The organism is Streptomyces sp. NPDC007856, from assembly GCF_042868225.1.
Classification (GTDB): Bacteria; Actinomycetota; Actinomycetes; order Streptomycetales; family Streptomycetaceae; genus Streptomyces.
Genome location: NZ_JBIAEC010000007.1, coordinates 135,256 through 162,234, shown reverse-complemented (window position 1 = coordinate 162,234; position 26,979 = coordinate 135,256). Strand labels below are relative to the sequence as shown.

The window sequence follows — 26,979 nt, the reverse complement described above, 5'->3', positions numbered from 1 at the left end:
GGCCACCAGGCGAGACGGTCCTTACGCCGGAGGCTTGTCAGGACATAGCATCGGCCCCCGCATGAACACGATGACGCTCTGGCACATATCCGGCTGGGGGTTCGCGGCGCTCGCCTTCGCGGCCCTCCTCGTCGGCTTCTCCAAGACCGCGGTGAGCGGGGCCAACACGGTCAGCCTCGCCGTCTTCGCCGCGGTCCTGCCCGCCCGCGCCTCCACCGGCGTCCTGCTGCCCGTACTGATCGCCGGTGACGTCCTCGCCGTGCTCACCTACCGGCGGCACGCCCACTGGCCCACCCTGTGGCGGCTGTTCCCGGCCGTCGCAGCCGGGGTGGTGGTCGGCACGCTGTTCCTGATGTGGGCCGACGACGGGATCGTACGGATCTCGATCGGCGCGATCCTGCTGCTGATGGCGGGGGTGACGGTGTGGCGGCGGCGCACGGCGGACGGCGGGGCGGCACCGGAGCAGGTCACCTCGCGCGCCGGCCGCGCGAAGGCCCGCTCGTACGGCGTGCTCGGCGGGTTCACCACGATGGTCGCCAACGCGGGCGGCCCGGTGATGTCGATGTACCTGCTGTCCGCCGGGTTCCGGAAGCTGGGCTTCCTGGGTACCTCGGCGTTCTTCTTCCTCATCGTGAATGTCTCGAAGGTGCCGTTCAGCGCGGGCCTGGGCCTGATCGACGGCCGTTCGCTGCTCCTCGACGCGGCACTCGCCGTGTTCGTCGTCCCCGGTGCGCTGTTCGGCAAGTGGGCTGTGAGCAGGATCAACCAGCGGCTCTTCGAACAGCTCGTGATCGCGGCGACAATCGTGGGCGGGGTGCAACTGCTACTGCGCTAGCCCCAGCAGAGCCGGGAGGTCCGCGAAGGAGTCCAGCACCCGGTCCGGTGTGCCGCTCGCCCCCTCCAGCGTCTCCTGCTGGAACTTCCCCGTGCGCACCAGCACCCCGGTGAGCCCCGCCCGTTGCGCCGCGAGCACGTCCGACTCCACGTCGTCGCCCACCATCAGCGCCTGCCCGGCGTCCACCCCCAGCCGGGCCAGCGCCGCCTCGAAGAACGCCCGGGACGGCTTGCCCGTCACCTCCGCCTCTGTACGCGCGGCCTGCTCCAGCCCGAGCAGAAAGGCACCGGAGTCCAGCTGCAGCCCGGCGTCGGTCCGCCAGTACAGGTTCCGGTGCATGGCGACCAGCCGCGCACCCCGCTGGAGGAACCCGAACACCCGGTTGAGCGAGGCGTAGTCCAGCTCCGGCCCGGCACCGCCGAACACGACCACCTCGGGATCGTCGTCCACCAGGGTGACATCGCCCAGGTCCTCCGCGATGTCCCCGCTGTTGAGCAGCGCGCAGCGGGCGCCCGGGAAGTGCTCGGCGAGGTGTGCGGCGGTGACCGCGGGCGCGGTGAGGACGTCCTCGGCGCGCACCTCGAAACCGGCCCCGCTCAGCGTCTCGGCGATCGACGCCCGGGTCCGGGACGTCGTGTTGGTCACCAGCGCCACGCCGAGCCCCGCCGCGCGGATCGCGCGCAGCGCCTCCACCGCGCCCGGCAGCGGCTTCCAGGAGACGGTGAGAACACCGTCGATATCGATCAGCACGCCACGCACGGAATCCATGACCTCCATGACCCAAGACCGTAGCGACCCGCCCCGCGGACCGTCCCGTACCACCTCGTACCCTCACCCCTATGCCCGCGCACGTCCTGATCCTCGGCGGCACCACCGAGGCCCGCCGACTCGCCGCCGATCTCGCCGCACGGCCCGGGATCCGGGTGACGACGTCCCTGGCCGGCCGGGTCGCGCGGCCGGGAGCGGTGGCGGGCGAGGTACGGATCGGCGGCTTCGGCGGTGCGCAGGGCCTGGCCGACTGGCTGCGCACGCAGCACGTGGACGCCCTGGTCGACGCCACCCATCCCTTCGCCGAGGCGATCACGGCCAACGCGGCGCACGCGGCGGCGGCCACGGGAGTTCCCCTGGTCGTCCTGCGCCGCCCCGGCTGGCGACCGGGCCCCGGCGACCGCTGGTACGACGTCCCGTCCCTGGCCGGCGCCGCCGAGGCGCTGCCCGGCCTCGGCCGCCGGGTGTTCCTCAGCACCGGACGCCTGGGCCTCGCCGTGTTCGCCCACCTGACGGATCTGCACTTCGTCGTACGGTCGGTCGACCCGCCCGAGCCGCCCATGCCGCCGGACACCGAACTGGTCCTCGCCCGCGGCCCGTTCACCGTCGCCGACGAGACGGAGCTGCTGCGCGCCCATCGCATCGAGGTGCTGGTGACCAAGGACAGCGGCGGCGAGGCCACGGCCGCGAAACTGACGGCGGCGCGTGAACTCGGCCTGCCCGTCGTCGTCGTACGGCGCCCCCCGCTCGCGCAGGGCGTGACGGCGGTGTCCGGCGTGGCGGGCGTACGGGAGTGGCTCGGGATCAGCCCTGAGTGAGGACCGACTTCCGGATCCGGTCGACGGTGCGCAGCACCTCGTCCCGGTTCTTGGCGGACTTGATCCACACCGGCAGCCTGGCGACCAGGGTCATCTTCTGCCCGGTGTCGTACCAAGGAGCGCGCTCGCGCAGATCGGCGGCGGCACAGCGGCGGATCAGGTCGAGGTGCCGCAGGTCGTACGCCCACAGCCGGCCGTGCCGGGTTTCCCGCTGGAGCCACAGACGGGTGCGGAAGTAGGGGTCCTCGGCGGGTCCCCCCGAGCCCGCCCACGGGCCGATGCCCCGGCCCTCCCACGTCCGGGACAGACCGCAGGAGCGGCAGACCAGACGCCGGGGCGCGAACAGCGGCCGTGCTTCGGGGTGCGGTTGCCGCTCGACGCGGGCGACGCGGTCACAGCGCGGGCAGTGGACCAGGATCGAGTCCAGGAAGTCGTACTCCGTGCTGCGTGGATCGCGGAAACGGACGGGAGAGCCGGACATGGCCCGAGTATGACCAAGCCCGGTGCCCTGCTCACCCGGTTTTCGGCTTCATACGACCGTTTCCCCGGCCCGGGGCCGGCGCCGCTACTGATCCCCGGGGTTTCTGCGCAGCAGATACGTGTCCATGATCCAGCCCTTGCGCTCGCGTGCCTCGGCCCGCACCCGCTCGATGCGCGGACCGGCCTCGGCGATCGGGCCGGAGACGAGGAGCTCGTCCGGGGTGCCGATGTAGGCCCCCCAGTAGATGTCGATGTCCTCCCCGGCGTACTCCCGGAAGGCCTGGTGCGCGTCCAGCATCACGACCACGTCGTCCACGCCCTCGGGGAAGCCCTCGGCCAGCCGCCGCCCGGTGGTGATCTGCACCGGCCGGGCCACCCGGTTCAGGCCCGTGCGATGCCGGGCGACCAGCGCGGAGACACTGCTGATGCCGGGTATGACGTCGTACTCGAACGCGACCGCGCCGCGCTCCAGCACCTCCTGCAGAATCCCGAGCGTGCTGTCGTACAACGCCGGATCGCCCCACACCAGGAAGGCGCCGGTGCCGTCCTCGCCCAGCTCCTCGGCGATCAGGCGCGCGTAGATCCCGGCGCGGGCGCTGCGCCAGTCCTCCACCGCCGGCGAGTACGCCGACCCACCCGCCTTCCGGTCCCGCTCCGGGTCACGGGCCTCCACCACCCGGTAAGAGCCCGCGGGCAGATGCGCTTCCAGCATGTCCCGGCGGAGCTGGGTCAGATCGCTCTTCACCTCGCCCTTGTCGAGCACGAAGAACACGTCCGTGCTCCGCAGCGCCTTGACCGCCTGCAGGGTCAGCTGGTCGGGGTCGCCCGCGCCGATACCGATGACATGAATCTTTCGCACGCCCCGAGTCTGCCGCATGCCACTGACAGCGGGTGCACCGCGTCCACACACCCTGCGACGGCACCGGTTCCGTCAGGAACGGAGCCGGGGCGCCTCGCCCTCCGCGTCCACGGGTCCGCCCCCGCTCTCCACCCGCGCCGCCAGCTCGCGCGCCCACCGGGTGAGCCCGGCGAGATCGATCCCGTACGGCCGGTCCTCGCCCTGCTCCGTCTCCCAGTCCGCAAGCGCCCCCGCGCCCCTCCGCAGCAGCCGTGCCCCGCCGACGGCGTTCCCACGCGCCGCGTGAGTGAGGCCCACCGCCAGCTGGGCGAGCCCCCGCCACAGCGCGCGCTCCTCCTCGGGCCCCGACTTCCAGGCGTCCTCGAACACCTCGTGCGCATGGAACGGCTTCCCGGTGTCCAGCAGCGCCTGCGCCTCGGTGACCGTCTCCTGCGGCCGCCGCACGACACCCTCCGGCTGCCGGGGAACCCCCTCGGTGCCGTAGGGCAGCGGCCGGCCGAGCCCGTCCCGGGGCCGCGCGCTGCGTGCCCTCCCCTCCGGGTCCCGGTCCCTGGCATCCGATGCACCCATGTTCGTCATACGACCGATTGTCCCCGGCTCTCCCCGGGCCCTCTTCGGCCCACCCCCGAAGGTGGGGTAAAGTTCTGTTCGCGCGATCACGCGGGTCACCGCGAGTGAGCGCAACGGGACGTGGCGCAGCTTGGTAGCGCACTTGACTGGGGGTCAAGGGGTCGCAGGTTCAAATCCTGTCGTCCCGACTGTGAAGTCGGTTGGGCCGGTACTTGGGAGACCAGGTGCCGGCTCTTTCTGTTGCCGGGTCAGCTGGTGGTCGCATGGTGGTCGCCGGGCCACATCGGCCAGTCCGCGGTGGGGTCGTCGGTGGGCGGGTTCGGGTAGGGGGCGCGGCCGGTGGGGGCGGGGACGTGGGCGTCCGGGGCGGCGGGCGCGGCAGGCGGGTGTGCCGAGTTCTTCGCGGTCGGCGTTGTCGAGGATCCAGGGGATGCCGTCCCCGGGGAACGGCAGGTTGTTCACGGTGGCCACCTTGATCCGGCGGATCTCCGCGCGGCCGTGGCCTGTGCCCCGGACCCGGCCCTGGAGTGGGATGTCCTTCCAGGGAGGGGTCTTGAGCTGCCTGCGGAGCTTCTTCATGTTGCCCTTGACGATGACGATGTAGTGGGCCTGGCGTCCCAGCCGGTAGGCGGCGTGCTCGCGCTGGGTGTGCAGGGCGGCGGCGGTCACCGCGACCCCGGCGAGGTCGGCGACGGTGTCCAGCAGCGGCTGGAAGCGGGTGATCTCGCTGGTTGTCGCCGACGTCGAGCTGGGCCAGGACCAGGCCGGTGGCGTGGTCCAGGGCGGCGAGCAGGTGGATCTTCCGCCCGCCGGCCTTCGCGGCGCCCCGCAGGCTCTTGCCGTCCACGGCCAGCGCGCGCGACCCGGCCGTATGGGGGCAGCGGTCCGCGAGCCGGCGCCCGACCGCCGCGGCGAGGGCGTCGCCGTCGATCCGGGCCGGCAGTCGCCGCACCCGGACTCGGAGGGCCGTTGCCGGGCGGGGAGCACCGGATCGGGGACGCCGACCTCGGCGAGCACGTGGGCGGGCGCGTCGGTGATCCACTCGCCTACCGCCGGCAGGGAGGTGGCCCCGGCCAGGACCGCGCACGCGGCCAGGGCGAGGACGACGGCCAGCGGTGGCGCACCCCGCGCGGATCACGTGGGTCCGGCACCTCGGCGAGACGTTCCAGCAGGCCCGGGGCCTCGCCGGGCAGCACCGGCGCTGCCCCGCGGAGCTGCTCAAGAGCGGGCGTTCTCGGCGATGATGCGCAGGCAGGCACGGTCTTCCACTCGGATCACGGGCGTAGAGAACTCCATGATCTGGGAGACCGCGCCTGTCACGCTTCCCGGCCCGTCCTGCCCGACAGACCGTCACGAACCGGACGCCCGCCGACTGTGCCGAAGCCCCGGGGCGTTGGGGGTGCGCGTGAATATCCACCACCGGGACGGTCGCCGGTGGAACGAGTCCGTCAATATTGCGTGACAAACGCCGCTCGGATCACCGACCGCCTTTACTTACAGAGACACAGCCGCTCGTTCCGAGACGATCGCCCTCTCAAAGCGCTCGAGAAGAACGCATGACCGCGGACACGGCCGACCCGCTCGCCAACATTGACAGTGATGACGCACACGGGTTCGCGTCCTACACGAGAAATGGAACAGTCAGTGACCACCAATCGCACCCTCGTCATTGTCGCCCACCCGAACCTCACGGAATCCCGTGCCAACGCCACCCGGCTCGCCGAGATCAAGGACCTGGACAACGTCACCGTCCACGACCTCTACGAGGCTTACCCCGATTTCAACATCGATGTCGCACGCGAGCAGCAGCTGCTGCGCGAGCACGACACCGTCGTTCTCCAGTTCCCGGTCTACTGGTACAACGTAACCTCGATGCTCAAGGCGTGGTTCGACGCGGTGCTGGTTTACGGTTTCGCCTTCACCTTCGACGGTTCCGCCTCCGCGCTGCACGGCAAGAAGGCTTGGCTGGCCGTCACGGTCGGCAGCACCCCGGAGACCTACGCCGCGGAAGGCCTCGCCCGACGGACCCTCGAGGAGTACCTCGCCCCGGTCGTTCAAACGCTGCAGTTCTGCCAGCTTGACTACCAGGGTTTTCACGCCGTCTACGGCATGATGTTCGACCCGTCGGACGAGAACCTCATCCTGGACGCCAAGGAATACCGCAGGCTCATCGCGACCAGTGAGACGCCGGTCGGCTGACCTCGATTATTCGTGAATTCTTCGAGCTTTCACGAGTGATCACGATGGTTGCTCCGGGGCCCAGCCCCAGGCCGCGCATTCCTTCACGCCACCGCCGCTTCCTTCGCTGAACTCGACGGGAGTTCAGCGAAGGAAGCTCGACTCAGGCTCGGTGAAGCAGACGCGGAGATCCTTCGATTTCGCCACCAAGTCGCGCTGCTCGAGCGTCGCGTGACCGCGCGCCCGAAGCTGACATGGGCGGATCGGGCGTTGTTCGCCGCGTTCCTGGCTCTGATACCTCGAGCCCAGCACGGGGCCTGCGACTTCCCGTCAATCCCGCGACGATCCTCAAGTGGCACCGGAACCTGGTGAAACGACGCTGGACGGAGAAATCGCGGCGCAAGAACCCGGGGCGTCCGCGCCGGCATCCCTCGATCACGAGGCTCGTGCTGCGCATGGCCCGCCAGTACGACGGCTGGGGGTATCGGGGAGTTGGCAGGTCTCGGGATCACGGTGGCGCCCTCCACCGTCTGGGAGATCCTCACGAGGCACGGCATCGACCCGGCCCCACGACGTAACGGACCGAGTTGGGCTACGTTCCTGCGCTCCCACGCTGAGCCCTGGGGGCTGCCGGAAAATTACTTCGGGATCTTGGTGCTCTCCGGGACGAGGGTGTGTCCGGCGATGGCGGCGAGTTGCTCGGCGGTGGTCACGGTGATGGCACCAGTGGGTACGGTGGGCCCGAGAGCCGCGAGGTCGCGGCCGACGTCGCGGACGGCGGGGCGCCGATCATGGCCTCGGAGACGCCGAGGAGGGACGCCAGCGGCGGCTGGGGCAGGGACCAGCGGGTCTCTTGAGGACGCAGACCAGGAGGCGGTCGGCGATGGAGAGGTAGCGACTGCCGGTGCCGGGGCCGGTCTTCTTGCCGGGGATCATGATCGGCGGGTGCTCGTCCCGGTAGTCGCGGTAGCGGCCGAGCAGAGTCTGCCAGGCGGCGGGCTCCATGCCGGTCAGGCTGGGATGGTGCAGCTATGCGGGAGCCTTGTCCTCCGCGGGGAAGCGGCCGAACTCCGGTGCCGGGCGCGGGGGTTCGGGTCCGAGCGGCTCGGGTCGGATGCTGTAGTTCCAGGTGCCGTGCCACTCGTGCGGCTCCAGGGGGAGCCGGTCCATGACGTGGTCGGGCACGGTGGTGCCGGTCGGGTGGGCGCCGGGGTCGAGTTCGGCGCGGACGGTGGGCCCGGTGCGGGTCGTGGTCGCGCCGATGGTGTTAACGACGACTTCATGGCTCGTGAGCGGCCTGCCGCGCCAGTTGGTGATGATCCGGGAGAACAGGCGGTGCTCGATCTTGTTCCACTTCGATGTCCCCGGAGGGAAGTGGCAGACCATGACCTCCAGGCCGGCCGCGCAGGTGAAGTCGGCGAGCTCCTTCTTCCAGGCCCGCACCCGGCAGCCGTTCGCTCCGCCGGCGTCTGCGGTGATCAGCAGCCGGGTCGCGTCCGGGTAGCGGGCCCGTCCCTCCGCCTCCCACCAGCGGCGCAGGGTGGCCACGGCGAACGCCGCGGTGTCCCCGTCGTAGCCCACCGAGACCCACCCGGCGTCCGCGGCCAGGTCGTAGATCCCGTAGGGCATCGCCTTCTGCGCGCCCTTCTCCGGGAAGTCGTGCGTGCGGACCCGCGCGGGCTGACCGGCGCGGTGCCACTCACGACCGGCCACCGCGTAGTCGCCGAGCACCTCCTTCTTTTTGGTGTCCACGCTGAGCACCGGCTCGCCTGCCTGCGTGAACTCGCAGACCTTGTCGTTGATGTAGCGGAACTGGGCATCCCGGTCGGGATGCCGGGCACCCTCGGTGGTCCGCGAGGCCGCCCGCAGGCAGAAGCCCTCCTCCTTCAGCATGGCGGCCACGGTGTCCGCGCCGATGCGGTGCCCCTTTGCCGACAGTTCGGCGGCCAGTTTGCGGGTCGACTTCGTCGTCCACCGTAAGGGGGACTCCGGATCTCCGCGCTTCACGGGCTCCACCAGCGCCAAGAGCGCGGCTACCAGGCCGGGGTCGTGCTCGCGCAGCCGCTTGCGCCCCGCCCCGGGCCGACGCACGCGCACCGAGGGCGACATCCCTGCGTCCAGTTCAGCAGCCCCGCGCGAGACGGTGTCCTCCGAAACCCCTGCGGCACGCGCCACCACCCGGATCCCGCCGCGTCCCAGCGCCCGCGCATCCGCGCCGAGTACCAGACGTCGGCGTCGCTCATCCAGATGCGGCAGCAACCGTGCGAACTTCTCCACCAGCGCCGCCTCGATCCCCTCCATCACACCGGGATCCTACGAGGCAACCACCGCACACAACACCGAAGTTATTAATCGTCAGCCCCCCCGGGCAGACCGTCATACCCACGCAGAGCGAGAACATGTACACTCGCCTCCTAGATTGACCTAGTGGGTTCCGCCGATCGAGCCCTGGCGATGAGTCAGGACCCCGGCGCGTCCCTCTTGACCTATCGATTTGACCTATCGATGTCCACCTCGTGGTGATGGTCATGGTGCGTAGTGGTTCATGAGCTGGTCGGGGGGCTGGTGTAGTGGCAGCGGCTGCATTGGAATGCCAGGTCGTGCAGGGTGGAGAGGTTCCCGGGCAGCCGCGCAGTGCGGGCCTGGCGGCGCTCCTCCTCGAAGGTGCCTTCCAGAACGTGGTGCCGGTACTCGGCGGACCAGTGCAGCTGTTGACGAGCCGCCAGGTCACTGAGTCTCGCGTCCGAGGCCGGCAGGCTGGTGATACGGAACACGTATTCCTCAAACCACGATCGTGCGACTCCATGCCCGCGCGTCAAGTCCGGCAAAGCATGACCGATCACGAGAACTGGCTGACCATCACCATGGCACGGAACTCGCCGGGGCCCTGGTGATGAAAAACGCCGTCGCCGACAGTCAAGTCCTTGACGAGGTCATGCCACATGCTACCCGGGGGGAAACTGGTGCCGCAAACCGTGCTGAGCGTTCCTGGCCCTAGACGGCCAGTGGGCGATTTTTCTGAGCCAACGGTCCCCGCAGTCGATGAATTGGACCACTGTATTATTCATGCCCTGCGTATCGACGGTCGGGCGCCGTTCAGCCGGATCGCCGAGGTTCTGGGCGTCTCCACGCAAACAGTCGCTCGTCGCTACGGGCGACTGAGCAGCGAGCTGTCGCTTCGCGTTGTCGGGGTGGCGAACCCGCGGCAAGCGTCAGGTGGGAAGTGGATTCTGAGGCTCACGGCCAGCCCGAACACCGCTCAGAGTGTCGCGCAGAGCCTGGCTCGGCGGGACGACACCACCTGGGTGCGGCTCGTGTCCGGGGGAACCGAGATCTGCTTCGTCATGAGCTCCGCGGCGCACCATACGCTGCTGTTCCGCGAGATCCCCCGTGTGGCCAACATCGCCGAGGTGTCGGCGCACCGCCTGCTGCATACCTACTTAGGCGGTCCCACCGCCTGGCAGGGGCACACTACCGCTCTCACCAACGAGCAGCAGGAACAACTGTGCCGAGCACTCGACTCGTCAGATGACGCTGACGAGCCCAAGTTCCGCTCATCCCTGACCCAGGCGGACTGGCACCTCCTGGCCGCGTTGCAGAACAACGGCCGCATCAGCTACACAGACCTCGCCGCCGAGACCGGCCAGTCTCCCTCGACCATTACGCGCCGACTCGCTGCTTTGCAGGCCAGCGGCATGCTCACCTTCGACGTCGAGATAAGTGCGGAGGTATACGGCATCACCACGCAAGCCCTGCTGTGGATGTCGGTCGCCCCCGCGCACCTGAACCAGGTAGCGAGCACCCTGATCCAGCACAGGGAGCTAGCCTTCCTGGCCTCCACCACCGGCCCAACCAACCTGGTGGGCCTCGTCCTGTGCAAGAGTCCCAGTGAACTGCATGACTACCTGGCCGATAGGCTCAGCGCGCTGGACTCCATCCGCATGCTCGAAACAAGTCCCGTCCAGAGGACCCTGAAGACCTGCAGTCCGTTCCTGCAGAGCAGCCCCAGACGCAGCAATTCAGCCTGACGCGGGTTCCGAGCCTCCACGTGGCCTGGCGCCTGCGTGAAGTGCGCCGAACCACCGCACCCATCGGATGCGGCGCTCGCCGCGCCCCAAGCCGAGCTTCCCTGGCTGAACTCCCGTCGGGTTCAGCCAGGGAAGCGGCGGTGACGTACAGGAACGCGGGGCCTGGGGCTCGGCCCCAGAATGATCAAGGTGAGTGGCCGGCCTCTCGGCAGCCTATGGGTATCAGTGGTTGTAGCCGAGGTGGGCGATGCGTTCGGCGAGCATGATCGTGGTGAGGTTGGTGACGCTGGAGGGCACGTACGGGATGATCGAGGCGTCCACGACACGCAGGGCGGCGAGTCCGTGCACGGCTCCGCGGGAGTCGACGACGGCCTGAGGCGAGTCGGCGGCACCCATAGGGGCGGTGGAGGTGGGGTGACCGTAGATGGAGAGGCTGGATTCGATCACCCGCGTCAGTTCCTCGGCGTCGTCGGGCAGTTCGCGCGGCATCAGAAGCCCTGCGAGCGACGGCGCGAGTGCCGGGTCGCGGGCCAGATCACGGGCGATTCGTACGCCTTCGAGCATGCGTCGGCGGTCGCGCTCGGTGCCGAGGTAGTTGTGGTCGATCAAGGGCTGGGCAAGCGGATCGCGGCTGGCGAGGCGCACCGTGCCCTGCGCGTCGGGGAGCACGAGAGCCGTGGACAGGGCGATGACGCCGCCGGCGGGCATGAACGGAGCCCCGTTGGGATGCACGGCGACGACGTTCAGGTCGAGTTCACCGTCCGCGGCCTCGCTGGAGGCGGTCCACAGCAGCGCGCCGAGGGCCGGAGCCATCTCCCCTCGTCCCGGGGCGAGTGCATAGACCGCGGGGCAGAAAGGGTGGTCTTGCAGGTGTTGTCCGACGGGTAGGTCGGCGAGGGGCTCGATGCCGAGAGACGCCAGTTCGCCGGCGGGGCCGATGCCGGAGCGCAGCAGGATCGCCGCGCTTCCATAGGTCCCGGCAGAGAGGATCACCTCGTCGGCATTGTGCACGGTCCCGTCGGCGGTGACCACTCCGGTCGCAGTGCCACCGCGGAACAGGACCCGGTCGACGGTGACGGCGCCGTGCACGGTGAGATTCGGGCGAGCGCGCACCTCAGCGGTGAGGTAGACCAGTGCGGTGTTCTGTCGGATCCCATCGAGGACGTTGACCGCGAAGGCTCCGACGCCGTCCTGCTCGGCACCGTTGAAGTCGGTGATCCGCTTGTGGCCAAGGGCGACTGCGGCGTCGATGAAGCCACGGTGCGCGGGGGTCAGCTCGGAGTCGGTCAGTTGGCGCACGGGCATCGGCCCGCTTCGCCCGTGAAACTCGTCCTCGCCGGTGGGGGTGTTTTCCAGGGCGCGGAAGTACGGCAGCACGTCAGCGAAGCTCCAGTCGTCGAGCCCGTTCCCGGCCCAGCGGGCGAAGTCGCGGGCGCGGGCGCGGAGGGCGGCGCCGGCGTTGACGGCGGAACTCCCGCCCATCACCTTGCCGCGCAGAGCGACCATCGAGGGGCTCAGTCGCCCGCCCCGTGAGGTGTATCCCCAGTCGTGATCGAGATCGGCGATGCGGTTGGCGTCGAGCAGCGCGTCGGGGAATTGGGTGGGGCCGTAGTCCGGCCCGGCCTCGAGCAGCACGACGCGCCGGGCGGGGTTCTCGCTCAGGCGCGCGGCGAGCACTGCGCCGGCCGACCCGCCGCCGACGATCAGGACGTCGGCCGGTTCGACGGAGTGGGACAAGGTATGACCCTTTCGATCTCGTTGGAGTTGGAGGGAGCGTCCCGGTGGCGAGCCGCCGCGGGCGATATCGGAACCACGCTCACGGTGCGAACGTGAACGTTGCCGGAACCACTTTCAGTGGCGGCTGGCAGGCACGGGGAGTCCGTTCCGGATGACGCCCTTGTTCCGCATGAGGAAGTCGGCCAGGTAGCCATCGTGCGGTACCGAGGGATCCATCCAGTAGGTGTGCTGGCTTCCCAGGTACAGGTTGCTGATGGTCGGCTCGTCGAGCAGGCGGTCGATGAGCTGGGTGTCGTGAGTCATCGCGTTGAGCACGAGCGTGTTCTTCAGCGGCTCCGTACCGGCCTCGGGTGTCCACGGCGCGATCCACACGCAAGGGAACGGCAGTTCCACGCCTGCCTGCGGAGCGGCTGGATCGTCGAGTTGGTGGACGGCCGGCATCAGCGCGGCGCTCCCGTCCCCGAGTTCGCCCACGATGCCGTCGCCGCCGAGCCAGGGCCGGGCGCCCGCAGCCTTCTTGAGCAGGTGCGTTTCGATCGCCTTGGCGACCGCGACCGGCTGTACGGGGAGTACGGCCTTGTCGTCCTCGGGCGGCAGACAGGGCATCGCGGACAACCGCGCCGCGACGGCCTCGGCGAGCGGAGTCGGGTCGCCCTCCACGAAGATGGCCGTCGTGTTCACGCATCCCGTCCCGCCGTGGCCGCTCACGGACGCGACGATCACGTCCAGGTGGTCGCGCCAGTCCACATCGGCCGTGATGAGGATCTTCGACCGACCCGGCCCCTGCGGCAGCACCGTCGCGGCCTCGCCGTACTTGCGGGTCACCTCCTCGCCGCCGTACACCATCCCCAGGTCGGCGCCGCGCAGAATGGCGTCGGCACCGGCGTGGTCGGTGGGCAGGAGCACCACCTGGTCGTCGGCGAATCCCGCGCTCCGCAGTGCCGTCACAAGCCGGTGCGGCGTGAAGGGATCGCGGCTGGACGGGCGGACCGCGACGCGGTAGCCCAGCGCCAGTGCCTCCGGCCAGATGCTGTGGGTGCCGGGATGGTTGCCCGCGGCGTGCACGGCGAACACGTCTCCGCGCCGTGCCCACACCGAACGCCCGGTCCGCGTCAGCGGATCGCGCCAGTTGTCGACCGCCCCCTGTGGGCGCGCGTACTGGACGCTCGAATGAGCCTTCGCCACCCGCTCGGCGACCGTCGTGGTCGCCCCGACGACGGAGGAGATCGGGACACCACCGACCCTACTGACAGCGTATTGGTACTCCTCGACGGTCAGGCCGTCGATCGTCGCGGTCGCGAAGAGCGTGGCCGCACGGATCATCGCGTCGGCCCGTTCGTCGGCCGGCATGGCGCTGCCCCGGCGCAGCGCCGCCATGGTGCGGTTGACGTACAACGGCGGCACGAGGCTCAGTTCCGCGAGGGCAGTGCCTGCCACATCGGTGACCGTCTGCCTGTTGCTGGCGCGGAAGGCGCCCGTTGCACCGAGCGCGGGCAGGTCGATCATCAGTAAACCCCCTCGATGACGTCCTCGTCCTCGAACACCGCGACCGTGGAGATGTCGGCGACCGAGTCCCCGACCAAGTCGTTCACCTGCGGAATGCGAGTGGCAAGGTCACGTTCCAGGTTGCTGGGCAGCAGGAAGGACTTGCTGACGTGGTTGACCAGCACCCGGCCCCGCTCTCCGTAGGGCACCGGCTCTAGGCTCTTCGAATCGACGACCGTGAAGGTCACGTAGGGGGAGAACGAGTCGAAGACGCACGGATCGTCGAGGGAGATCCCGGCACGCTCGCCCGCAACCCCGATGATCATCGTGCTTCCGTACTCGCCGCACAGCGCGACCTCGGGGAACACCTCGGTCTTGAAGATGCGCCGGGAGTCGGCGTCCATCTGAGTGCCTCCCCACCTGATGCACTTCACCCGCTCGTTCACCAGGGCGACCAGCTTCTCGTTCCTGGCCAGCCGTTCCAGCAGCGGGGGCGTGATGGTGAGCAGGCCGACGTCCTGCGTCCGCAGGACGTCGGCGGCCTGGTCGATGAGGTGCTGGGCGTAGGCGTCGACCTGCCCGAACTGACCGTCGGCGATGAGCCGCTTCACCCAGCGCGGATCGAGGTCGATCGTGAAGCCATGGCGGCCGTGCGTGACGGCGTGCTGCCGGAACAGGGTGCCCACGACGTGCGGCCCGGTCGGGATGACTCCCAGCCAGTTCCCTCCGCGCGGCACACCGTGGCGGTCGAGGTTCGCGTTGCTCCAGCTCACCATGCGGTCCAGCCAGTCCCGCATCAGCACGACCCGCTTCGGGGCGCCGGTGGTGCCGCCGCTTTCGAAGAACCCGACCACGTCGGGCTGGCTTCCGTATCCCCTGGGAATCAGGTCCTCGCCACGGACGTCGCGAAGCTCCGCAGCCACGTTCGGGAAGAGCCGGAGGTCCTCGTACGTCTTGACATCGGCTCGCGGATCGAAGCCGAGCGTAGCGGCTCGGTCCAGCCAGAACTTGCAGCCGGTCTCGGGATTGAAGTGCCACTCCATGGCGGCACGGATGAACTCGTCCGGATCGGGCTGGACATCGAACGGAAGATCCAGGATCTGTTCCGCGGTAAAAGGCATGGTCTCTTCCTCATGGAAAGGGTCGGGCGTATCCGGGCACGACGACGATGCCGCCAAAGCGGTGAAAGGCGGTGAGCGCCAGGAGGGTTTGTCGAAAGAGCGGGGACTACGGTTGCAGCCGGCTCGTACGCCACTCGAGCGAGTCGCGGTCATAGCGCAACCTGCGGTGCAGCCGATCCGAGCTCGCGGACCAGAATTCGACGACGTCGGGCTGCAGCCGGTAGCCGACGAAGAACTCCGGCCGGGGCTGGGGCGACCCGGTCAGTTCCAGGCTGCGTGCCCTGGCGCGCAGGGCCTCGACGTCCTCCAGGTCCTCCAGCGGCTCACTCTGCCGGGTGACCGTCGACATGGCGTGCAACGGAATCGGCCGGGCGGACCACAGGGCGTCCGACTCGGCCTCGGGCAGGAGCACGACGGGACCGGAGAGAATGATCTGCTGACCGGTCTCTCTCCAGTACAGCAAACCCGACGCCCACCCCGTAGCAGCGAGTTCGCGTCCCTTCTGGCTGCAGCTGTGGCTGGTGAACACCAGACCGAGGTCAGTGACATCGGTGATGGCGACTATCCGGTTGGAGGCGCGGCCGCGGGAGTCCGCGGTGGCCAGCGCCAGCGCGCTGGGCTCGCGGACTCCGCTTTCCCGTGCCTCGGAAAGCCAGCTGCGCACCAGCTGGAGAGGCTCCGACGGCGGCTGGTCGTACTCGGGGAAGGAGAGGTCGACCTTCCCGCTGAGGGACTCGTATCCACTTGCGTCCATGAAAGGTCCCCCGCTAGACGTTGATTGTTCCCTCGGCAACCATGACGGCGTGCCCGCCGACGTGGACCGAACTGACTGACTCGCCGACCCCCTCGGCGGTCGCCCTCATGACCGACGGGCGTCCCATTTCCACGCCCTGGGTAATTTTGATCTCCTGCCCGTATTCGGCGAACCCGTGTCTGGCCAGGTGAATCGCGAGAGGCCCGGCAGCGGAACCGGTCGCCGCGTCCTCGACCACACCGTAGGCGGGGGAGAACATCCGCGTCCGCCAACCCCCGTCTGCCTTGGCGAAGCAGTTGGCGGCCATATCGGGGAAGCGCGAGAGGGCGCGATGATCCGGGTGGAGAGCGGAAAGCGCTTCGACGTCGCTCAACCCCACGAACACGTGACGCGGCCCGTTGCGGTAAATCTCGACCGGGGCCGTCGATGACCCGACCCCGAGTGCGGCCAGGAGCTCCGTGGCGAGATCGTAGGGCTTCGAACTGGGAACCGGCTGCTCCATCTGGACCCACGCGGCGCCGTCGCGGGTGCCCAGCTCGAACGGGATGACACCCATCGCGGTCTCCAGCCGCAGCCTGTCGCGTCCCCACGCCCGACCGAGCGCGAAGGCTGTGCCGAGCATCGGGTGCCCTGCGAACGGCAGTTCGTTCACCGGAGTGAAGATCCTGATCCGTGCGTCGCCGCCTTGCTCGGCCGGCAGCACGAAGGTGACCTCGGAGAGGTTCATCTCCTTCGCGATGCGTTGCATCGTCTCACCGGTCAGGTCCTCGCTGTCGAAGAAGACGGCGACCGGGTTGCCGAGCAGCGGCTCGCTGGCAAAGGCGTCTACGACCATGTATCGGTGCATTATCGGCGCTCCACAGCTTGTGCCGGTATCGAGGGCCCGGCGGAGAAGGCGAGGCCGAGAGAGTCGATCCCCTCGGCCACCGCTGCGACGTCGAAGCTGGCGCGGTGGTCGGGTGCGTACCCGATCAGCTCGGCCGCACGGTTGGGGGGCAGCTGCTGATCTGCCGGAACGTCCGGATCCCACCACATGACCGCGCCCCAACGGCCGCGTTCACGGTCGGCGATCCACAGCTTCAGGCGCAGTCCCTTGACCTCGTGCCACGGCTCGACGGAGCCGTCACGAAGGTCCTTCTCCAGGGATTCGACGGTCTGGTGGGACCTGGCCAGGTCCCACCAGACGACATCCACTCTCATCGGCCGAGCACCCCCTGTATCGCCTCTCTGATGATGCGCGGGCCGTCGACGGTGAGCACCGACTCGGCGTGGAACTGCATCGAGGCGAAGCCCGGCCCGCGTAGCGCGTTCACCTCGCCGGTCTCCTGGTCTCGGCTCACCTCGACCACGCCGATCCCTTCGACGGTTCGCTCGCTCACCGCGCTGTGCGCGGCGAACGTGTTGTAGAAGCCGACTCGTTCGGGCACGCCGAACAGTTCGATCTCACGCTGTACGCCCTGGTTGGGTACCTCGCGGCGGTGCAGCTCGAAGCCGAGCTTCGTGCTGAGCACCTGATGGCTCAGGCACACGGCCAGCATCGGCCGGCGACTCGCCAGCGCGGTGTCGATCGACTGCCGCAGCTTGGCGATCTTGGGGTGGGAGGTCATCCGCGGATCTCCCGGACCGGGACCGAAGACCGTCAGGTCGTAGGCCGCCACGTCGTACGGCTCGTCGAAGCGGCGGACCTCCACGGACAACCCCAGTGACCGCAACTGCTGGTCGAGCATCGCGGTGAAGGTGTCCTCCGCGTCCACGACCAGTGCCGTCATGCCGTCCAGCGAGGCCCCGGCCGACGGGCGGTCATCCTTGTCCCGGAGCCAGAAGTCCGCGATCCCCTCGTTGCGGCGCTCCAGGGCGGCGCGGACCTCCGGGTTGGCCGCGTAGCCGGATGAACGGTCGGACTTGAGCGCGTTGAGCAGGGTCGCCAGCTTGATGTGGGTCTCGGCGGCCTCAGCCATCGGGTCGGAGTGGCGCACCAGTGTGGCCCCCACGGAAATGTTCATCCGGCCGCCGGGATCGATGTCGGCCGTCCGGATCAAGATCGCCGAGTCAAGTGTCTGCTGTCCGGCCGCGTCCCGTCCGATCAGCGCGGCGACCCCGCTGTAGTAGCCGCGTCCTTTCGGCTCGTAGCGCGAGATGACCTTGGCGGCGCTCTCCAGCGGGCTTCCGGTGACGGTCGGGGCGAACATCGTCTCGTGCAGGACCTCGCGCACATCGCGGTTGGTCCTGCCCTCGATCAGGTATTCGGTGTGCGCCAGCCGCGCCATTTCCTTCAGGTACGGCCCGTGGACGCGCCCGCCGTCATCGCACAGCCGGGCCATCATCTTCAGTTCCTCGTCGAGGACCATGTAGAGCTCGTCGGTCTCCTTGGTGTCGGCGAGGAACTCCATGACCCCCTGCAGGCTGGGGCCGCCGGACGGATACCGGTACGTGCCGCTGATCGGGTTCATGACGGCCGTGCCGCCGACGAGCGAGACGTGGCGCTCCGGTGTCGCACCGACGAGAGTGTTGCGGCCGGTGTGGATGATGAAGGTCCAGTAGGCCTTCTCCTCGCGCTCCAACAGCCGCCGGAAGAACGAGAGGGCGCTGGTCAGCGAGTAGTCGCCGATGTCCGCGACGAACGAGCGCTTCATCACGAAGTTGGCACCCTCGCCGGTGCCGATCTCCTCGGTGACGATCTGACGCACCATCTGCGCATAGGCGTCGTCGTCCACGTCGAAGTGTCCGTCGGCCAATTCCGTCGGGACCTGCGGGAAGCCGGCGAGCGCTTCGGCAACCGGCACCGTGTCGCGAGCGGTGAGGCTCATCCCGAGCAGGGGCGTGGCGTCGTCCCGCGCGGCGAAGCCGCGATCGGCCAGCTGCCGGTAGGGGACGAGCACCAGCGTGTCGAGCGCGGGACCCGGCCCGGAGTCGTCGGCCAACGGGATGTCGTCCAGCGACTTGTACTCGGTCACCTGGCCGGTCAGGACGTCCAGCGCGCCGGCGGAGCCGCTTTCGGGACGGTGGATGATCGCGAAGGCGGGCAGTTCCAGCGCGAGAACCTGCTCAAGCAGGGCGCTCATGCGAGCACGTCCTCGGTTCGGACCACCATGGCGCAGCACCGTGCCGCGTATTCGAGGGTCATCTTGTGGCGGTCTTCGGAGAAGTCGCCCAGCGCGTCGGCGACCAGGAAGGGCTGGATGTCGTTGGAGAACGCTTCCAAAGCGGTCGACAGCACACCGATGTGCGCGTAGACGCCGCAAATGATCAACTGGTCACGCTGTAGCGCGCGCATGCGCTGCAGCAGCTCCGACCCGAAGAACGCACTGTAGCGCCATTTCGTGCTCATCCAGTCGTCCGCGTCGGGTTCGAGTTCGGGCACGACCGCGCGGTCGGCCTCGGCAGTGCGCATGCCGGGGCCCCAGAAGTCCTTCAGGAGCCCACGTTGCCGGTCCGTCATTCCGCCGGGCTGGGCGGTGTAGGCCACCGGCACCCCCAGCGCTCCGCAGCGCTTCTTGAGGTCGGCGATGTTACTCACCAATTCGCTGCGCATGCCGTCCTCAAAGGGCTTGAGGAAATAGCTCTGCATGTCGTGGATGAGGAGCACCGCCCGGTCCGGGTCGACGGTCCAGCGCACGGTGTTTTCCGGCAGCGCATCCCTCGGCGGCAGTCTGTAAGGCGCGATCGGCGGTATTCCCGTCATCAACGGCTCCCTCTCTAGGAATCTCAGTACTCGGACCACGCCGAGACCACCTTGATGGCCTGACGGGTGTTGAGTCGCGGATCACACAGGCTGGTGACGGGACCCGACCCCAGCTCGGCCGTGTCCAGCACGCACTCGGTCACGTCGTCGGGGGTCGCCTCGAGGTGAAGCCCCCCGGCCGCAACCCCCGACAGGTCCAGGACCCGCCGGAAGCCGCGGACTTCCCGGGCGACGGTTTCCACGAGCCGGTATTTGGTGCCGTCAGCCGCGCAATCGGTGTTCCCGTGCATCGGGTCGCTGAGCCAGACCACCGGGTGCCCGGCCGACTTCACGGCCTCGACGAGCCGGGGCAGCCTGTCAGCGACGAGGTCGGCGCCCATGCGCACGATGAGTGAGAGCCGGCCCGGCTCCCGCTCCGGGTCCAACCGGTCGCACAGCTCGACGATCTCGCCGGCGGTCATTGACGGGCCGACCTTGCAGGCAACCGGGTTGACCACCTGGGCGAGCAGTGCGACGTGCGGGCCGTCGATCTGCCGGGTCCGCTCGCCGATCCACGGCCAGTGGGTGGAGACGAGCAAGGGCCGACCGCCGTCGAGCTCTCGGAGCATCGACATCTCATAGTCCAGAAGCAGCGCTTCATGGCTGGTCCAGACAGCAGATCCGTCAAGCCGAGGTGCTGACCCGACCCACCCGAGCTGCGTCATGATCTCCCGCGCCGCCATGTAGCCCGTGAGCATGCGCAGTGGATCGGGGCGCCTGCTCTCGTGGGTAGGCTCCGGCCCGTTGATCATGTGCCCGAAGAAGGACGGCAGTTCGTCATCGCCGATTTTTTCGACCTGGCTGGAGCGGGGCTTGGAGAACTGCCCTGCGATCCGCCCGACCCGCAGCGTCTGCTTGCCGGTGGCGGTCTCCAGGCTCTGGGCGAGCAGGTCGATGAGTTCGGTCTTGGCTTGAATGTGCCCAGCGGTGCACTCGGCTGGGTCCTCCGCACAATCCCCGGCCTGCAGCACCTGCGTCTCGCCGGCGGCGGCGCGGGCCAGGTGGGAGCGGAGGTTCTCTACCTGCGCCGCGGTCACCAGCGGTGTGACGGATGACAGCATCGCTCGTACGAGCTCGACCTGTGAGGGATTGTCCCATTCGGGCTGGTGGCGCGCCTGGGACCTCTCGATGTCGGCAAGGATGTTTCCCACAACGACCTTCTCCATTGGTTGACAAGAAGACGCCCGGCGAACGGCGTTCAGGTCGGTATGTCGGCCCGCTTGACCTGAGGGACGGCGATGCCCAGCGCCCTGAACTGCTGGCAGGGGTTCATGAACTCGCGCTGGCGCTTGATCTTCCCGTTCTCGAACAGGAAGGAGTGCAGGAAGTGATTGCGGTAGTAACCGTCGGGATAGTCGGGGAAGCGGATCGTTCCCTCACCGTCGCATTCGACCCAGAACTGGTTGGGGTCCTGCGTGTCGAAGATCTCGATGTTCGTCCAGGCCCAGTCGGGGAAGCACTTGAGCGACCATTGGGCGTGGTCACCCAGTCGATCCCGGCCCGTGATGACGATCGGCTCTCCGGTTTCGGTCGTCCAGAGACCACCGGTGCCGTCCTCGGTGAACAGAAGGTGCCGGCGCAGGCGATCCTGCCCGCGGGTATTCATGTACTGCTCCACGATCGCACGGTTGCTCGCTCGCAGTTCCGCGTCGCCGCGGGACTTCGACAACGTATCGGTGGTTTCAGCGGTGCCGGTGATGTCGACCATTGGCTCTTCCTGTAGTGCCGGAGTAAAGCGGGATCACCGCGCGCACAAGGGCAGACCCAACCAGTCATGACGACGCCGAAAGAGCACAATCATGCATTGGTTCATGAGATTTCTGTTGAACCCCCCTCCCGCGCACGGCGGGTAGGCGAAATCTTGTTCATACCCCGGCCGGTTCGGGAAGCCGATCACCGCTGTCTGACCGAAAAATTCCAGCCGGTATCACCGTCTGAAGGATCTGCTCCATGGCGGGCGCGACTCTGCCTGAGTTCTCGTAACACGATCTTGTGGCTGTGGGCTGGTGGGCCGTGTCCGGTGTGACGATTCGTCCGTTGTGGTGGTGTGAGTGCACCGTGGATGGTCGATGACGAGCTGTGGGCGCTGATCGAGCCGGTCCTGCCGCCGTGGCCGGAGCGCTCCCCGGGACCTCGGCCGGTGGACGACCGGCTGTGCCTGGAGGGGATCCCGTTCGTGCTGTTCACGGGCATCACGTGGCAGCAGCTGCCGCCTGAACTGGGCTTCGGCTCGGGGCAGACCTGCTGGCGCCGGCTGTGCCGGTGGACGGAAGCGGGAGTGTTCGACCAGGTCCACCGGACACTGCTCGCGGAGTTGAACACGGCCCGGCGGATCGACTGGACGCGCGCCTGCGTGGACTCCTCCCACGTGCGGGCGAAAAGGGGGGTGTCGGGGTTGGCCCGTCGCCGGTCGATCGCGGCAAGTCGGGCAGCGAACACCACCTGATCCGCGACGGCAGGGGCACGCCGCTGAAAGTGATCACGACCGGCGGCAACGTCCCCGACATCACCCAGGCACTCGCCCTGGTCGACGGCGCCCCGTCCGCGGCCGGCCGACCGGGTCGGCCACGCAAGCGGCCCGAGTCCCTTCCCGGTGACAAGGGTTGCGACGGTCGGCACGTCCGACGCGAGCTGACCCGGCGTCGGATCCGCCTGTCATCTCCCGTCGAGGCGAGCCCGACATCCGCGGCCTCGGCAAGCTCCGCTACGTCCTCGAGCGGACCTTCGCCCTGCTCCATCAGTTCAAGCGGCTCGCCACCCGCCGGGAACGACGCCTCGACCTCCACGACTCACTCGTCTCACTCGCATGCGTCCTCATCTACTGACGAAGGATCAACATGCCGACAGCGTGATCCAGTTACGAGCTCTGAGCCCGATCCACCGATCGGGGCTCAGAGCGACGGCCAGTCGACCGTCCGGGAGTCGGCCCGCCCGCCGGCCGGCCTGCACTCCTGTCCCTTGTGCGAGGGACGCCCGCGACTACTTCGGCAGCCCGGAGCTCCGGCCCGGTACCGGCGCCCGGACACGTGCCGCCAGCCTGGTCGCCGACGCGCTGGAGCCTCGCATCCGACGTGAATTTCGGCCAAGCGAGCCGCGCTCGATGGAACGAACAAGCCAATACTGCGCCACGTGCGGTGGCCAAACCTATGGGGCACCTACATTCGCGGTGCACACCGAACAACTCGACGATTTCCATATCGAAGGATTCGGGAAACTAGCGCCCGAGTATTGGCCGCGACCACCCATATATGGGTATGGCATGCCCCACACAAGACACTCGCCCAACCAGAAGGAACTCCAGTGAAGCGTATCGGTGAACATGCGGTGGTGCTGGGCGCGAGTATCTCGGGTCTGCTTGCCGCCCGGGTGCTCTCCGAGGCATTCGACCGGGTAACGGTGGTAGAGCGTGACCAGCTGCCGGAGGGGCAGCGGACTCAGCGGCGAGGTGTGCCGCAGGGCCGCCACGCTCATGGCCTGCTCTCCAAGGGTGCGAAGATCTTCGAGGAGCTGTTCCCCGGGATACTCGCCGACTTCGTTGCCGGTGGCGCGCCCGTCATCGACGGACCTGCCGAGCTGCGGATGAGCTTGGGCGGGCACTTGTTGTGCATGGACGGCGAGTACGCCGATCTGTCCCGCACCTACCAGCCGAGCCGGCCGCATTTGGAGAGTCGGCTCCGCGCCCGGATCGGGGATCTTGCGAAGATCAAGCTCATCGACGAGTGCCAGGTCACCGGCCTCGAGACCACCTCGGACAACGGCGCTGTCACCGGTGCGCGGGTCAGGTACGTGAGCAGCGGCTCCGAGGATGTGATCCCCGCCGATCTGGTGGTGGACGCAACCGGCCGGTCCGGACGGACCACCAAGTGGCTGGTCGAGATGGGATACGAGCCGCCGCTCGAGGAGCATATCGACGTCGACATCATGTACACCAGCCGGTATCTGCGGCCGGCCCCTGGTTCGATGGGCCGTGAGAAGGTCGTGATCATCGGGCACGCACCGGGGAGCCCCAAGGGCGCGGAATTCCTGGAGGAAGAGGACGGCCGCTGGGTCCTGACGCTGATCGGTTACCGCGACCACCATCCGCCGACCGACCCGGCCGAGTGGGTGGAGTTCGCCAGGCCGTTGGTTCCCGAACACGTCTTCGCGGCGATCCGCGACGCCGAGCCGCTCAGCGAGATTTCCGCGCACCGGTTCCCGGCGAGCGTGCGCCGTCGCTATGAGAAGCTGACCCGGTTCCCGAGCAGGCTGCTGGTGGTGGGCGATGCGATATCCAGCTTCAACCCCATCTACGCCCAGGGGATGACCGTGGCCTCGCTCCAGGCGATGGCGCTGCGTGACTCGCTGAGCGGTGACCTGGATCAGGTCGCGCAACGATTCTTCCGCAAGGCCGCCAAGCCCATCGGCGTCGCCTGGAAGATGGCCACCGGCAGTGACCTGGCCCTGCCTCAGATCGAAGGCCCGAGGCCACTTCCCGTGCGGCTCATCAACTCCTACATGGACAAGGTGCTCGCCGCAGCCGAAACGGACATGGTCGTGACCGAGAAATTCCTGAAAGTCCAGTACTTGCTCGAACCGCCGACAACATTGTGCACCCCGGGCATCATGTGGCGCGTTTTGGCGGGAAATCGCCTGCGGCGCTTCCCGGCACACACCAGTTAATGGAGGTAACCAAATGCCCGTCTCCATCGCCGACAAAATCCTTCGGCTCTCCCTGACCACGTTCCCGTTCATCGATGCGTCACAGTTCTTTCCGGCGCTCTCCACGTACAAGGTTGACAGGGCCTTCGATCTCACCGAGTTCGAGGAGGCCATGACGCACTTCTTCCGGGGGAATCCGCTCTTCTCCAAGTGCCACCTGGTGGAGCTGACCTTCGACACTCCTGAGGATTTCCCCCTATCGTCCTTCCAAGAGCTCCTCGCGGAAAAGTACGAAAGCTACTACGACAGCTTTCTGCTCGCCTCCGTCACCTATCGCTCCGACCCGCACCTGCAGGGAATCTTTACCTGCATTCCGTTTCCGCTGCAAGACGGGTACAAGGTTTTCCGATTCCACCAGGCGCTGATGAAGACCCTGAAGACTCGGCAGGACGGCTTCCAGATCGCCCAAGGCCTCGCAGAGCTGGGGATCCGGGCTGATGAGCTGGCAGAATTCTTGCCGCCCGCTGAGACTTCGCCCTCCGGTGCGAGCAAAGAACTCCCCGTCACGTTCGCCGAAGGCTCTGCCTCGCCGGTCAAGATCGGCCCCTTCTTGGAAAAAATGAAGGCGGATTTCCTTGACCGCGACAGCGCAAACATGTTCGTCCTCAAGAACAGTCTTTACTCGCCGAAGCTGCCCCTTGGCAACACGCTTCGGTTTCTGACGGTGCCGCGAAGCGTAATCGCGCAAAGCACGGGAATCCAGATCCGTGACTACTATCGCGCCGAGGAGCAACGGCAGATAGACGCACTGTCTCGCGTCGAGCGGCGAGAAGACTTCATTGAAGCCGGCCAGGCCCGAATCGGGAAGATGATTGCCACGCCCGACGTCTTTGCCGTCAACAACTACGGCAATGTATCGGCGCACGACGGCTCGGACGCCCATGCGGACCGAGGCACGCTCGTGAAGTACGAGTGGCATATGCCGCTCATCGTCTTGGGACTTACCGTGGGCGAGAGGTCCGGACTCTCGTGGACGATCACCATTCGCGACAAGGCGTTCAACTTTGCGACGGTCCGTCGAACTTCCCCGCAGGATGACATCGCCAAGGCGGCTATCGGAGACAATCCGGCAGCCTCCGTCGCATGAACCGCCGGATGTGCCGCTAGTATCTGCGTGCTGCTTCAGGAGGATTGGGCGCGGCCGTGAATGCATCGGGCGCGGCGCTCGCCGTACCTCACGGCGAGCTTCCTTGGCTGAACTCCCGTCGAGTTCAGCCAAGGAAGCGGCGGTGACGTGCAGGAACGTGGGGTCTGGGGCTCGACCTCAGAGTCGATAACTTGATTATTTGTGAAAAACTCGAAGAGTTCACGAACACTCAAGGCCCGTTCGTCTTCTACCGGTCGGGTGGCCAGGGGCTCGCGCCCCTGGCACCCGACCGCGTCTTCCACCCGACCGCGTCCCTGCCTCCGCCGCAAATGTGGAAACTTGCCCGATGGACGCGCCGAGCGATCCGCAACGATGCCGCGAACAGACCCGAGAGGCCTTCCGATGAGTGTCCCCGCCCTGCAGACGCTAACCCTCGCCGACGACCTGAGCATCACTCGGATGGGATACGGCGCGATGCAGCTGACCGGTCCCGGTGTCTTCGGACCGCCCAAGGATCGCACTCAGGCGATCGCCGTGCTGCGCGCAGCGGTCGAGCTCGGCATCACCCACATCGACACCAGCGACTTCTACGGGCCGACTGTCGTCAATGAACTGATCAAGGAGGCACTGCACCCCTACCCGGCCGGTCTACACATCGTCACCAAGGTCGGCGTCCGCCGCAGCGCTACCGGCGGCTGGATCACCTCCCTGGACCCCGCCGACCTCAAGGCCCAGGTCCACGAGAATCTCCGGCACCTCGGCCTGGAGACCCTGGACGTGGTCAACTTGCGCACGGCCGCATTCGACGGTGACGGGTCCTCCATCGCCGAGCCGTTCGGCACCTTGGCCGGCCTGCGTGAGCAGGGCCTGATCCGTCACCTCGGCCTCAGCGGGATCACCGACGCCCAGCTCACCCAGGCCCAGGCCATCGCCCCCGTGGTCACCGTCCAGAACCGGTACAACCTGGTCGACCGCGCCGACGACGACCTCGTCGATCGCTGCGCCGAGGAGAACATCGCCTACGCCGCGTTTTTCCCCCTTGGCGGCGGATTCCACCCACTGCGGTCACGGACCCTGCGCGACGTCGCCCGCCGCCTTGGCGCCTCCGAGCAGCAGGTGGCGCTCGCCTGGCTGCTGCAGCGCTCGCCGTCGACGGTGCTGATCCCCGGAACCTCCTCCGTCGCTCACCTGCGGGAGAACATCGCCGCGGCTGACCTGCAACTGCCCGACGAGGCGATCGCCGAACTCAACACCATCGGGCAGTGACCCTGTGGGCCCTTACTGATCGCTTTCAGCAGGTCCTCCGGGACGGACGGTTCTACTGGAGGGACAGCCGGATTTGCTACGAGTGCTCGGACGAGGGCTTTGCGGGTAGACGGCCTCCGCCAGACCTACGGTGGGACGGTCGCCGAGACCGCTGGAATGCTGCGTGTCCGGGCCGCGTCGGACTCGCGAGGAGCCCCGACGCTCGTCCACGGTGACCTGCACGCCCGCAACATCCTGCGCGCCGACCGCGAGCCGTGGCTCGCGGTCGACCCCAAGGGATCCGCGGGCGACCCGGCGTACGACGGGGGCACGCTGCTGAAGACCTACGGGGTGCACCGGGCCACGGCCGGTGACCTGCCGAAGGACGTGCGGCGCGCTCTCGACGTGTTCGCCGAGGCCGCCGCGCTCGATCGCGAGCGCGTCCGGCGCTGGGCCCAACTGCACGCCGTTCAGGCCGCGTTCCACCGCCGTCGGCATGGATTCCGCAGGGCCGGCCAGGGGGTGCGGCTCGATCGGCTCATCGCCCTCGCCGACCACCTGGCGGTCCTGCTCACGGAAGCGGACTCCCGGTGAG

At 68.1% G+C, this 26,979-nt stretch carries 23 protein-coding genes, 1 tRNA gene and 3 pseudogenes; 10 read left to right on the top strand and 17 right to left on the bottom strand.

Features of this window, described 5'->3' with window-relative positions; translation table 11 throughout:
• Positions 1–61: 61 nt before the first annotated feature.
• A complete protein-coding gene (locus ACFYOH_RS18770; protein WP_388626850.1) occupies positions 62–835 on the top strand; it encodes a sulfite exporter TauE/SafE family protein in 774 nt (257 codons plus the stop codon).
• On the opposite strand, the gene ACFYOH_RS18765 is transcribed toward ACFYOH_RS18770, so the two are convergent.
• Positions 824–1,603 (bottom strand): HAD-IIA family hydrolase, encoded by a 780-nt coding sequence (locus tag ACFYOH_RS18765; protein ID WP_388627194.1) that lies wholly within the window; start codon positions 1,601–1,603, stop codon positions 824–826. The genes ACFYOH_RS18770 and ACFYOH_RS18765 overlap by 12 nt on opposite strands.
• A gap of 71 nt (positions 1,604–1,674) precedes the next feature.
• On the opposite strand from ACFYOH_RS18765, the gene ACFYOH_RS18760 reads away from it, so the two are divergent.
• Positions 1,675–2,421, top strand: a complete 747-nt coding sequence (locus ACFYOH_RS18760) for a cobalt-precorrin-6A reductase (RefSeq protein ID WP_388626849.1) — start codon at positions 1,675–1,677, stop codon at positions 2,419–2,421.
• On the opposite strand, the gene ACFYOH_RS18755 is transcribed toward ACFYOH_RS18760, so the two are convergent.
• The 3 genes from ACFYOH_RS18755 to ACFYOH_RS18745 form a co-directional block, all read right to left on the bottom strand.
• On the bottom strand, positions 2,408–2,902 hold the full coding sequence (locus ACFYOH_RS18755) for a hypothetical protein (protein WP_388626847.1): 495 nt from the start codon (positions 2,900–2,902) through the stop codon (positions 2,408–2,410). The two genes, ACFYOH_RS18760 and ACFYOH_RS18755, sit on opposite strands and share 14 nt — an antisense overlap.
• An 84-nt stretch (positions 2,903–2,986) precedes the next feature.
• Positions 2,987–3,760, bottom strand: coding sequence for a precorrin-6A synthase (deacetylating) (gene cobF, locus ACFYOH_RS18750; RefSeq protein WP_388626845.1), 774 nt, complete (start codon positions 3,758–3,760; stop codon positions 2,987–2,989).
• Positions 3,761–3,832: 72 nt separating this feature from the next.
• Positions 3,833–4,339: a DUF309 domain-containing protein gene (locus ACFYOH_RS18745; RefSeq protein ID WP_388626843.1), complete on the bottom strand. Its 507-nt coding sequence runs from the start codon at positions 4,337–4,339 to the stop codon at positions 3,833–3,835.
• A 105-nt stretch (positions 4,340–4,444) separates the two neighbouring features.
• Here ACFYOH_RS18745 and ACFYOH_RS18740 point away from each other — a divergent pair.
• Positions 4,445–4,518: transfer RNA gene (locus tag ACFYOH_RS18740), tRNA-Pro, on the top strand.
• Here the strand turns inward: ACFYOH_RS18740 and ACFYOH_RS18735 are convergent.
• Positions 4,484–5,347, bottom strand: coding sequence for a hypothetical protein (locus tag ACFYOH_RS18735; RefSeq protein ID WP_388626842.1), 864 nt, complete (start codon positions 5,345–5,347; stop codon positions 4,484–4,486). The two genes, ACFYOH_RS18740 and ACFYOH_RS18735, sit on opposite strands and share 35 nt — an antisense overlap.
• A gap of 627 nt (positions 5,348–5,974) precedes the next feature.
• Here ACFYOH_RS18735 and ACFYOH_RS18730 point away from each other — a divergent pair.
• A complete protein-coding gene (locus ACFYOH_RS18730; protein ID WP_388626840.1) occupies positions 5,975–6,529 on the top strand; it encodes an NAD(P)H-dependent oxidoreductase in 555 nt (184 codons plus the stop codon).
• A 688-nt stretch (positions 6,530–7,217) separates the two neighbouring features.
• Here the strand turns inward: ACFYOH_RS18730 and ACFYOH_RS18725 are convergent.
• Positions 7,218–8,809: pseudogene (locus tag ACFYOH_RS18725) on the bottom strand (ISAzo13 family transposase).
• A gap of 242 nt (positions 8,810–9,051) precedes the next feature.
• Positions 9,052–9,282 carry a hypothetical protein gene (locus ACFYOH_RS18720; protein ID WP_388626838.1) on the bottom strand — a complete coding sequence of 77 codons (231 nt, stop codon included), beginning with the start codon at positions 9,280–9,282 and terminating at the stop codon, positions 9,052–9,054.
• 273 nt (positions 9,283–9,555) lie between these two features.
• On the opposite strand from ACFYOH_RS18720, the gene ACFYOH_RS18715 reads away from it, so the two are divergent.
• A complete protein-coding gene (locus ACFYOH_RS18715; protein WP_388626837.1) occupies positions 9,556–10,536 on the top strand; it encodes an Lrp/AsnC family transcriptional regulator in 981 nt (326 codons plus the stop codon).
• 222 nt (positions 10,537–10,758) lie between these two features.
• On the opposite strand, the gene ACFYOH_RS18710 is transcribed toward ACFYOH_RS18715, so the two are convergent.
• From ACFYOH_RS18710 to ACFYOH_RS18665, 10 genes are all read right to left on the bottom strand, one after another.
• Positions 10,759–12,273: a GMC family oxidoreductase gene (locus ACFYOH_RS18710; RefSeq protein WP_388626835.1), complete on the bottom strand. Its 1,515-nt coding sequence runs from the start codon at positions 12,271–12,273 to the stop codon at positions 10,759–10,761.
• Between the two features lie 114 nt (positions 12,274–12,387).
• Positions 12,388–13,779: an aldehyde dehydrogenase family protein gene (locus tag ACFYOH_RS18705; RefSeq protein WP_388626834.1), complete on the bottom strand. Its 1,392-nt coding sequence runs from the start codon at positions 13,777–13,779 to the stop codon at positions 12,388–12,390.
• A complete protein-coding gene (locus ACFYOH_RS18700; protein WP_388626833.1) occupies positions 13,779–14,879 on the bottom strand; it encodes a phenazine antibiotic biosynthesis protein in 1,101 nt (366 codons plus the stop codon). Before ACFYOH_RS18700 ends, ACFYOH_RS18705 begins: the two co-directional genes overlap by 1 nt.
• A 106-nt stretch (positions 14,880–14,985) precedes the next feature.
• The gene (gene phzG, locus ACFYOH_RS18695; RefSeq protein ID WP_388626831.1) at positions 14,986–15,633 is read right to left on the bottom strand and encodes a phenazine biosynthesis FMN-dependent oxidase PhzG; all 648 of its coding nucleotides are present in this window, start codon (positions 15,631–15,633) and stop codon (positions 14,986–14,988) included.
• Between the two features lie 13 nt (positions 15,634–15,646).
• Positions 15,647–16,468, bottom strand: a complete 822-nt coding sequence (locus ACFYOH_RS18690) for a PhzF family phenazine biosynthesis protein (protein WP_388626829.1) — start codon at positions 16,466–16,468, stop codon at positions 15,647–15,649.
• An 11-nt stretch (positions 16,469–16,479) separates the two neighbouring features.
• Entirely contained in the window at positions 16,480–16,833 is a 354-nt protein-coding gene (locus tag ACFYOH_RS18685; protein ID WP_388626827.1) for a hypothetical protein, read from the bottom strand.
• The gene (locus tag ACFYOH_RS18680; protein WP_388626826.1) at positions 16,830–18,695 is read right to left on the bottom strand and encodes an anthranilate synthase family protein; all 1,866 of its coding nucleotides are present in this window, start codon (positions 18,693–18,695) and stop codon (positions 16,830–16,832) included. Before ACFYOH_RS18680 ends, ACFYOH_RS18685 begins: the two co-directional genes overlap by 4 nt.
• Entirely contained in the window at positions 18,692–19,315 is a 624-nt protein-coding gene (locus tag ACFYOH_RS18675; RefSeq protein ID WP_388626824.1) for an isochorismatase family protein, read from the bottom strand. The genes ACFYOH_RS18680 and ACFYOH_RS18675 overlap by 4 nt, the downstream gene beginning before the upstream one ends.
• 23 nt (positions 19,316–19,338) lie before the next feature.
• Positions 19,339–20,520 (bottom strand): 3-deoxy-7-phosphoheptulonate synthase, encoded by a 1,182-nt coding sequence (locus tag ACFYOH_RS18670; protein WP_388626822.1) that lies wholly within the window; start codon positions 20,518–20,520, stop codon positions 19,339–19,341.
• A 32-nt stretch (positions 20,521–20,552) separates the two neighbouring features.
• Positions 20,553–21,062, bottom strand: coding sequence for a PhzA/PhzB family protein (locus tag ACFYOH_RS18665; protein ID WP_388626820.1), 510 nt, complete (start codon positions 21,060–21,062; stop codon positions 20,553–20,555).
• A 354-nt stretch (positions 21,063–21,416) separates the two neighbouring features.
• Here ACFYOH_RS18665 and ACFYOH_RS18660 point away from each other — a divergent pair.
• The 5 genes and pseudogenes from ACFYOH_RS18660 to ACFYOH_RS18640 form a co-directional block, all read left to right on the top strand.
• Positions 21,417–22,179, top strand: a pseudogene (locus ACFYOH_RS18660) (IS5 family transposase).
• A gap of 475 nt (positions 22,180–22,654) precedes the next feature.
• Positions 22,655–24,013, top strand: a complete 1,359-nt coding sequence (locus tag ACFYOH_RS18655) for an FAD-dependent oxidoreductase (protein WP_388626818.1) — start codon at positions 22,655–22,657, stop codon at positions 24,011–24,013.
• 13 nt (positions 24,014–24,026) lie between these two features.
• Positions 24,027–25,139, top strand: a complete 1,113-nt coding sequence (locus ACFYOH_RS18650; RefSeq protein ID WP_388626816.1) for a hypothetical protein — start codon at positions 24,027–24,029, stop codon at positions 25,137–25,139.
• A gap of 402 nt (positions 25,140–25,541) precedes the next feature.
• Positions 25,542–26,405, top strand: coding sequence for an oxidoreductase (locus ACFYOH_RS18645; RefSeq protein WP_388626815.1), 864 nt, complete (start codon positions 25,542–25,544; stop codon positions 26,403–26,405).
• 198 nt (positions 26,406–26,603) lie between these two features.
• Positions 26,604–26,978, top strand: a pseudogene (locus ACFYOH_RS18640) (aminoglycoside phosphotransferase family protein); the annotation flags it as partial.
• Position 26,979 lies beyond the last annotated feature (1 nt).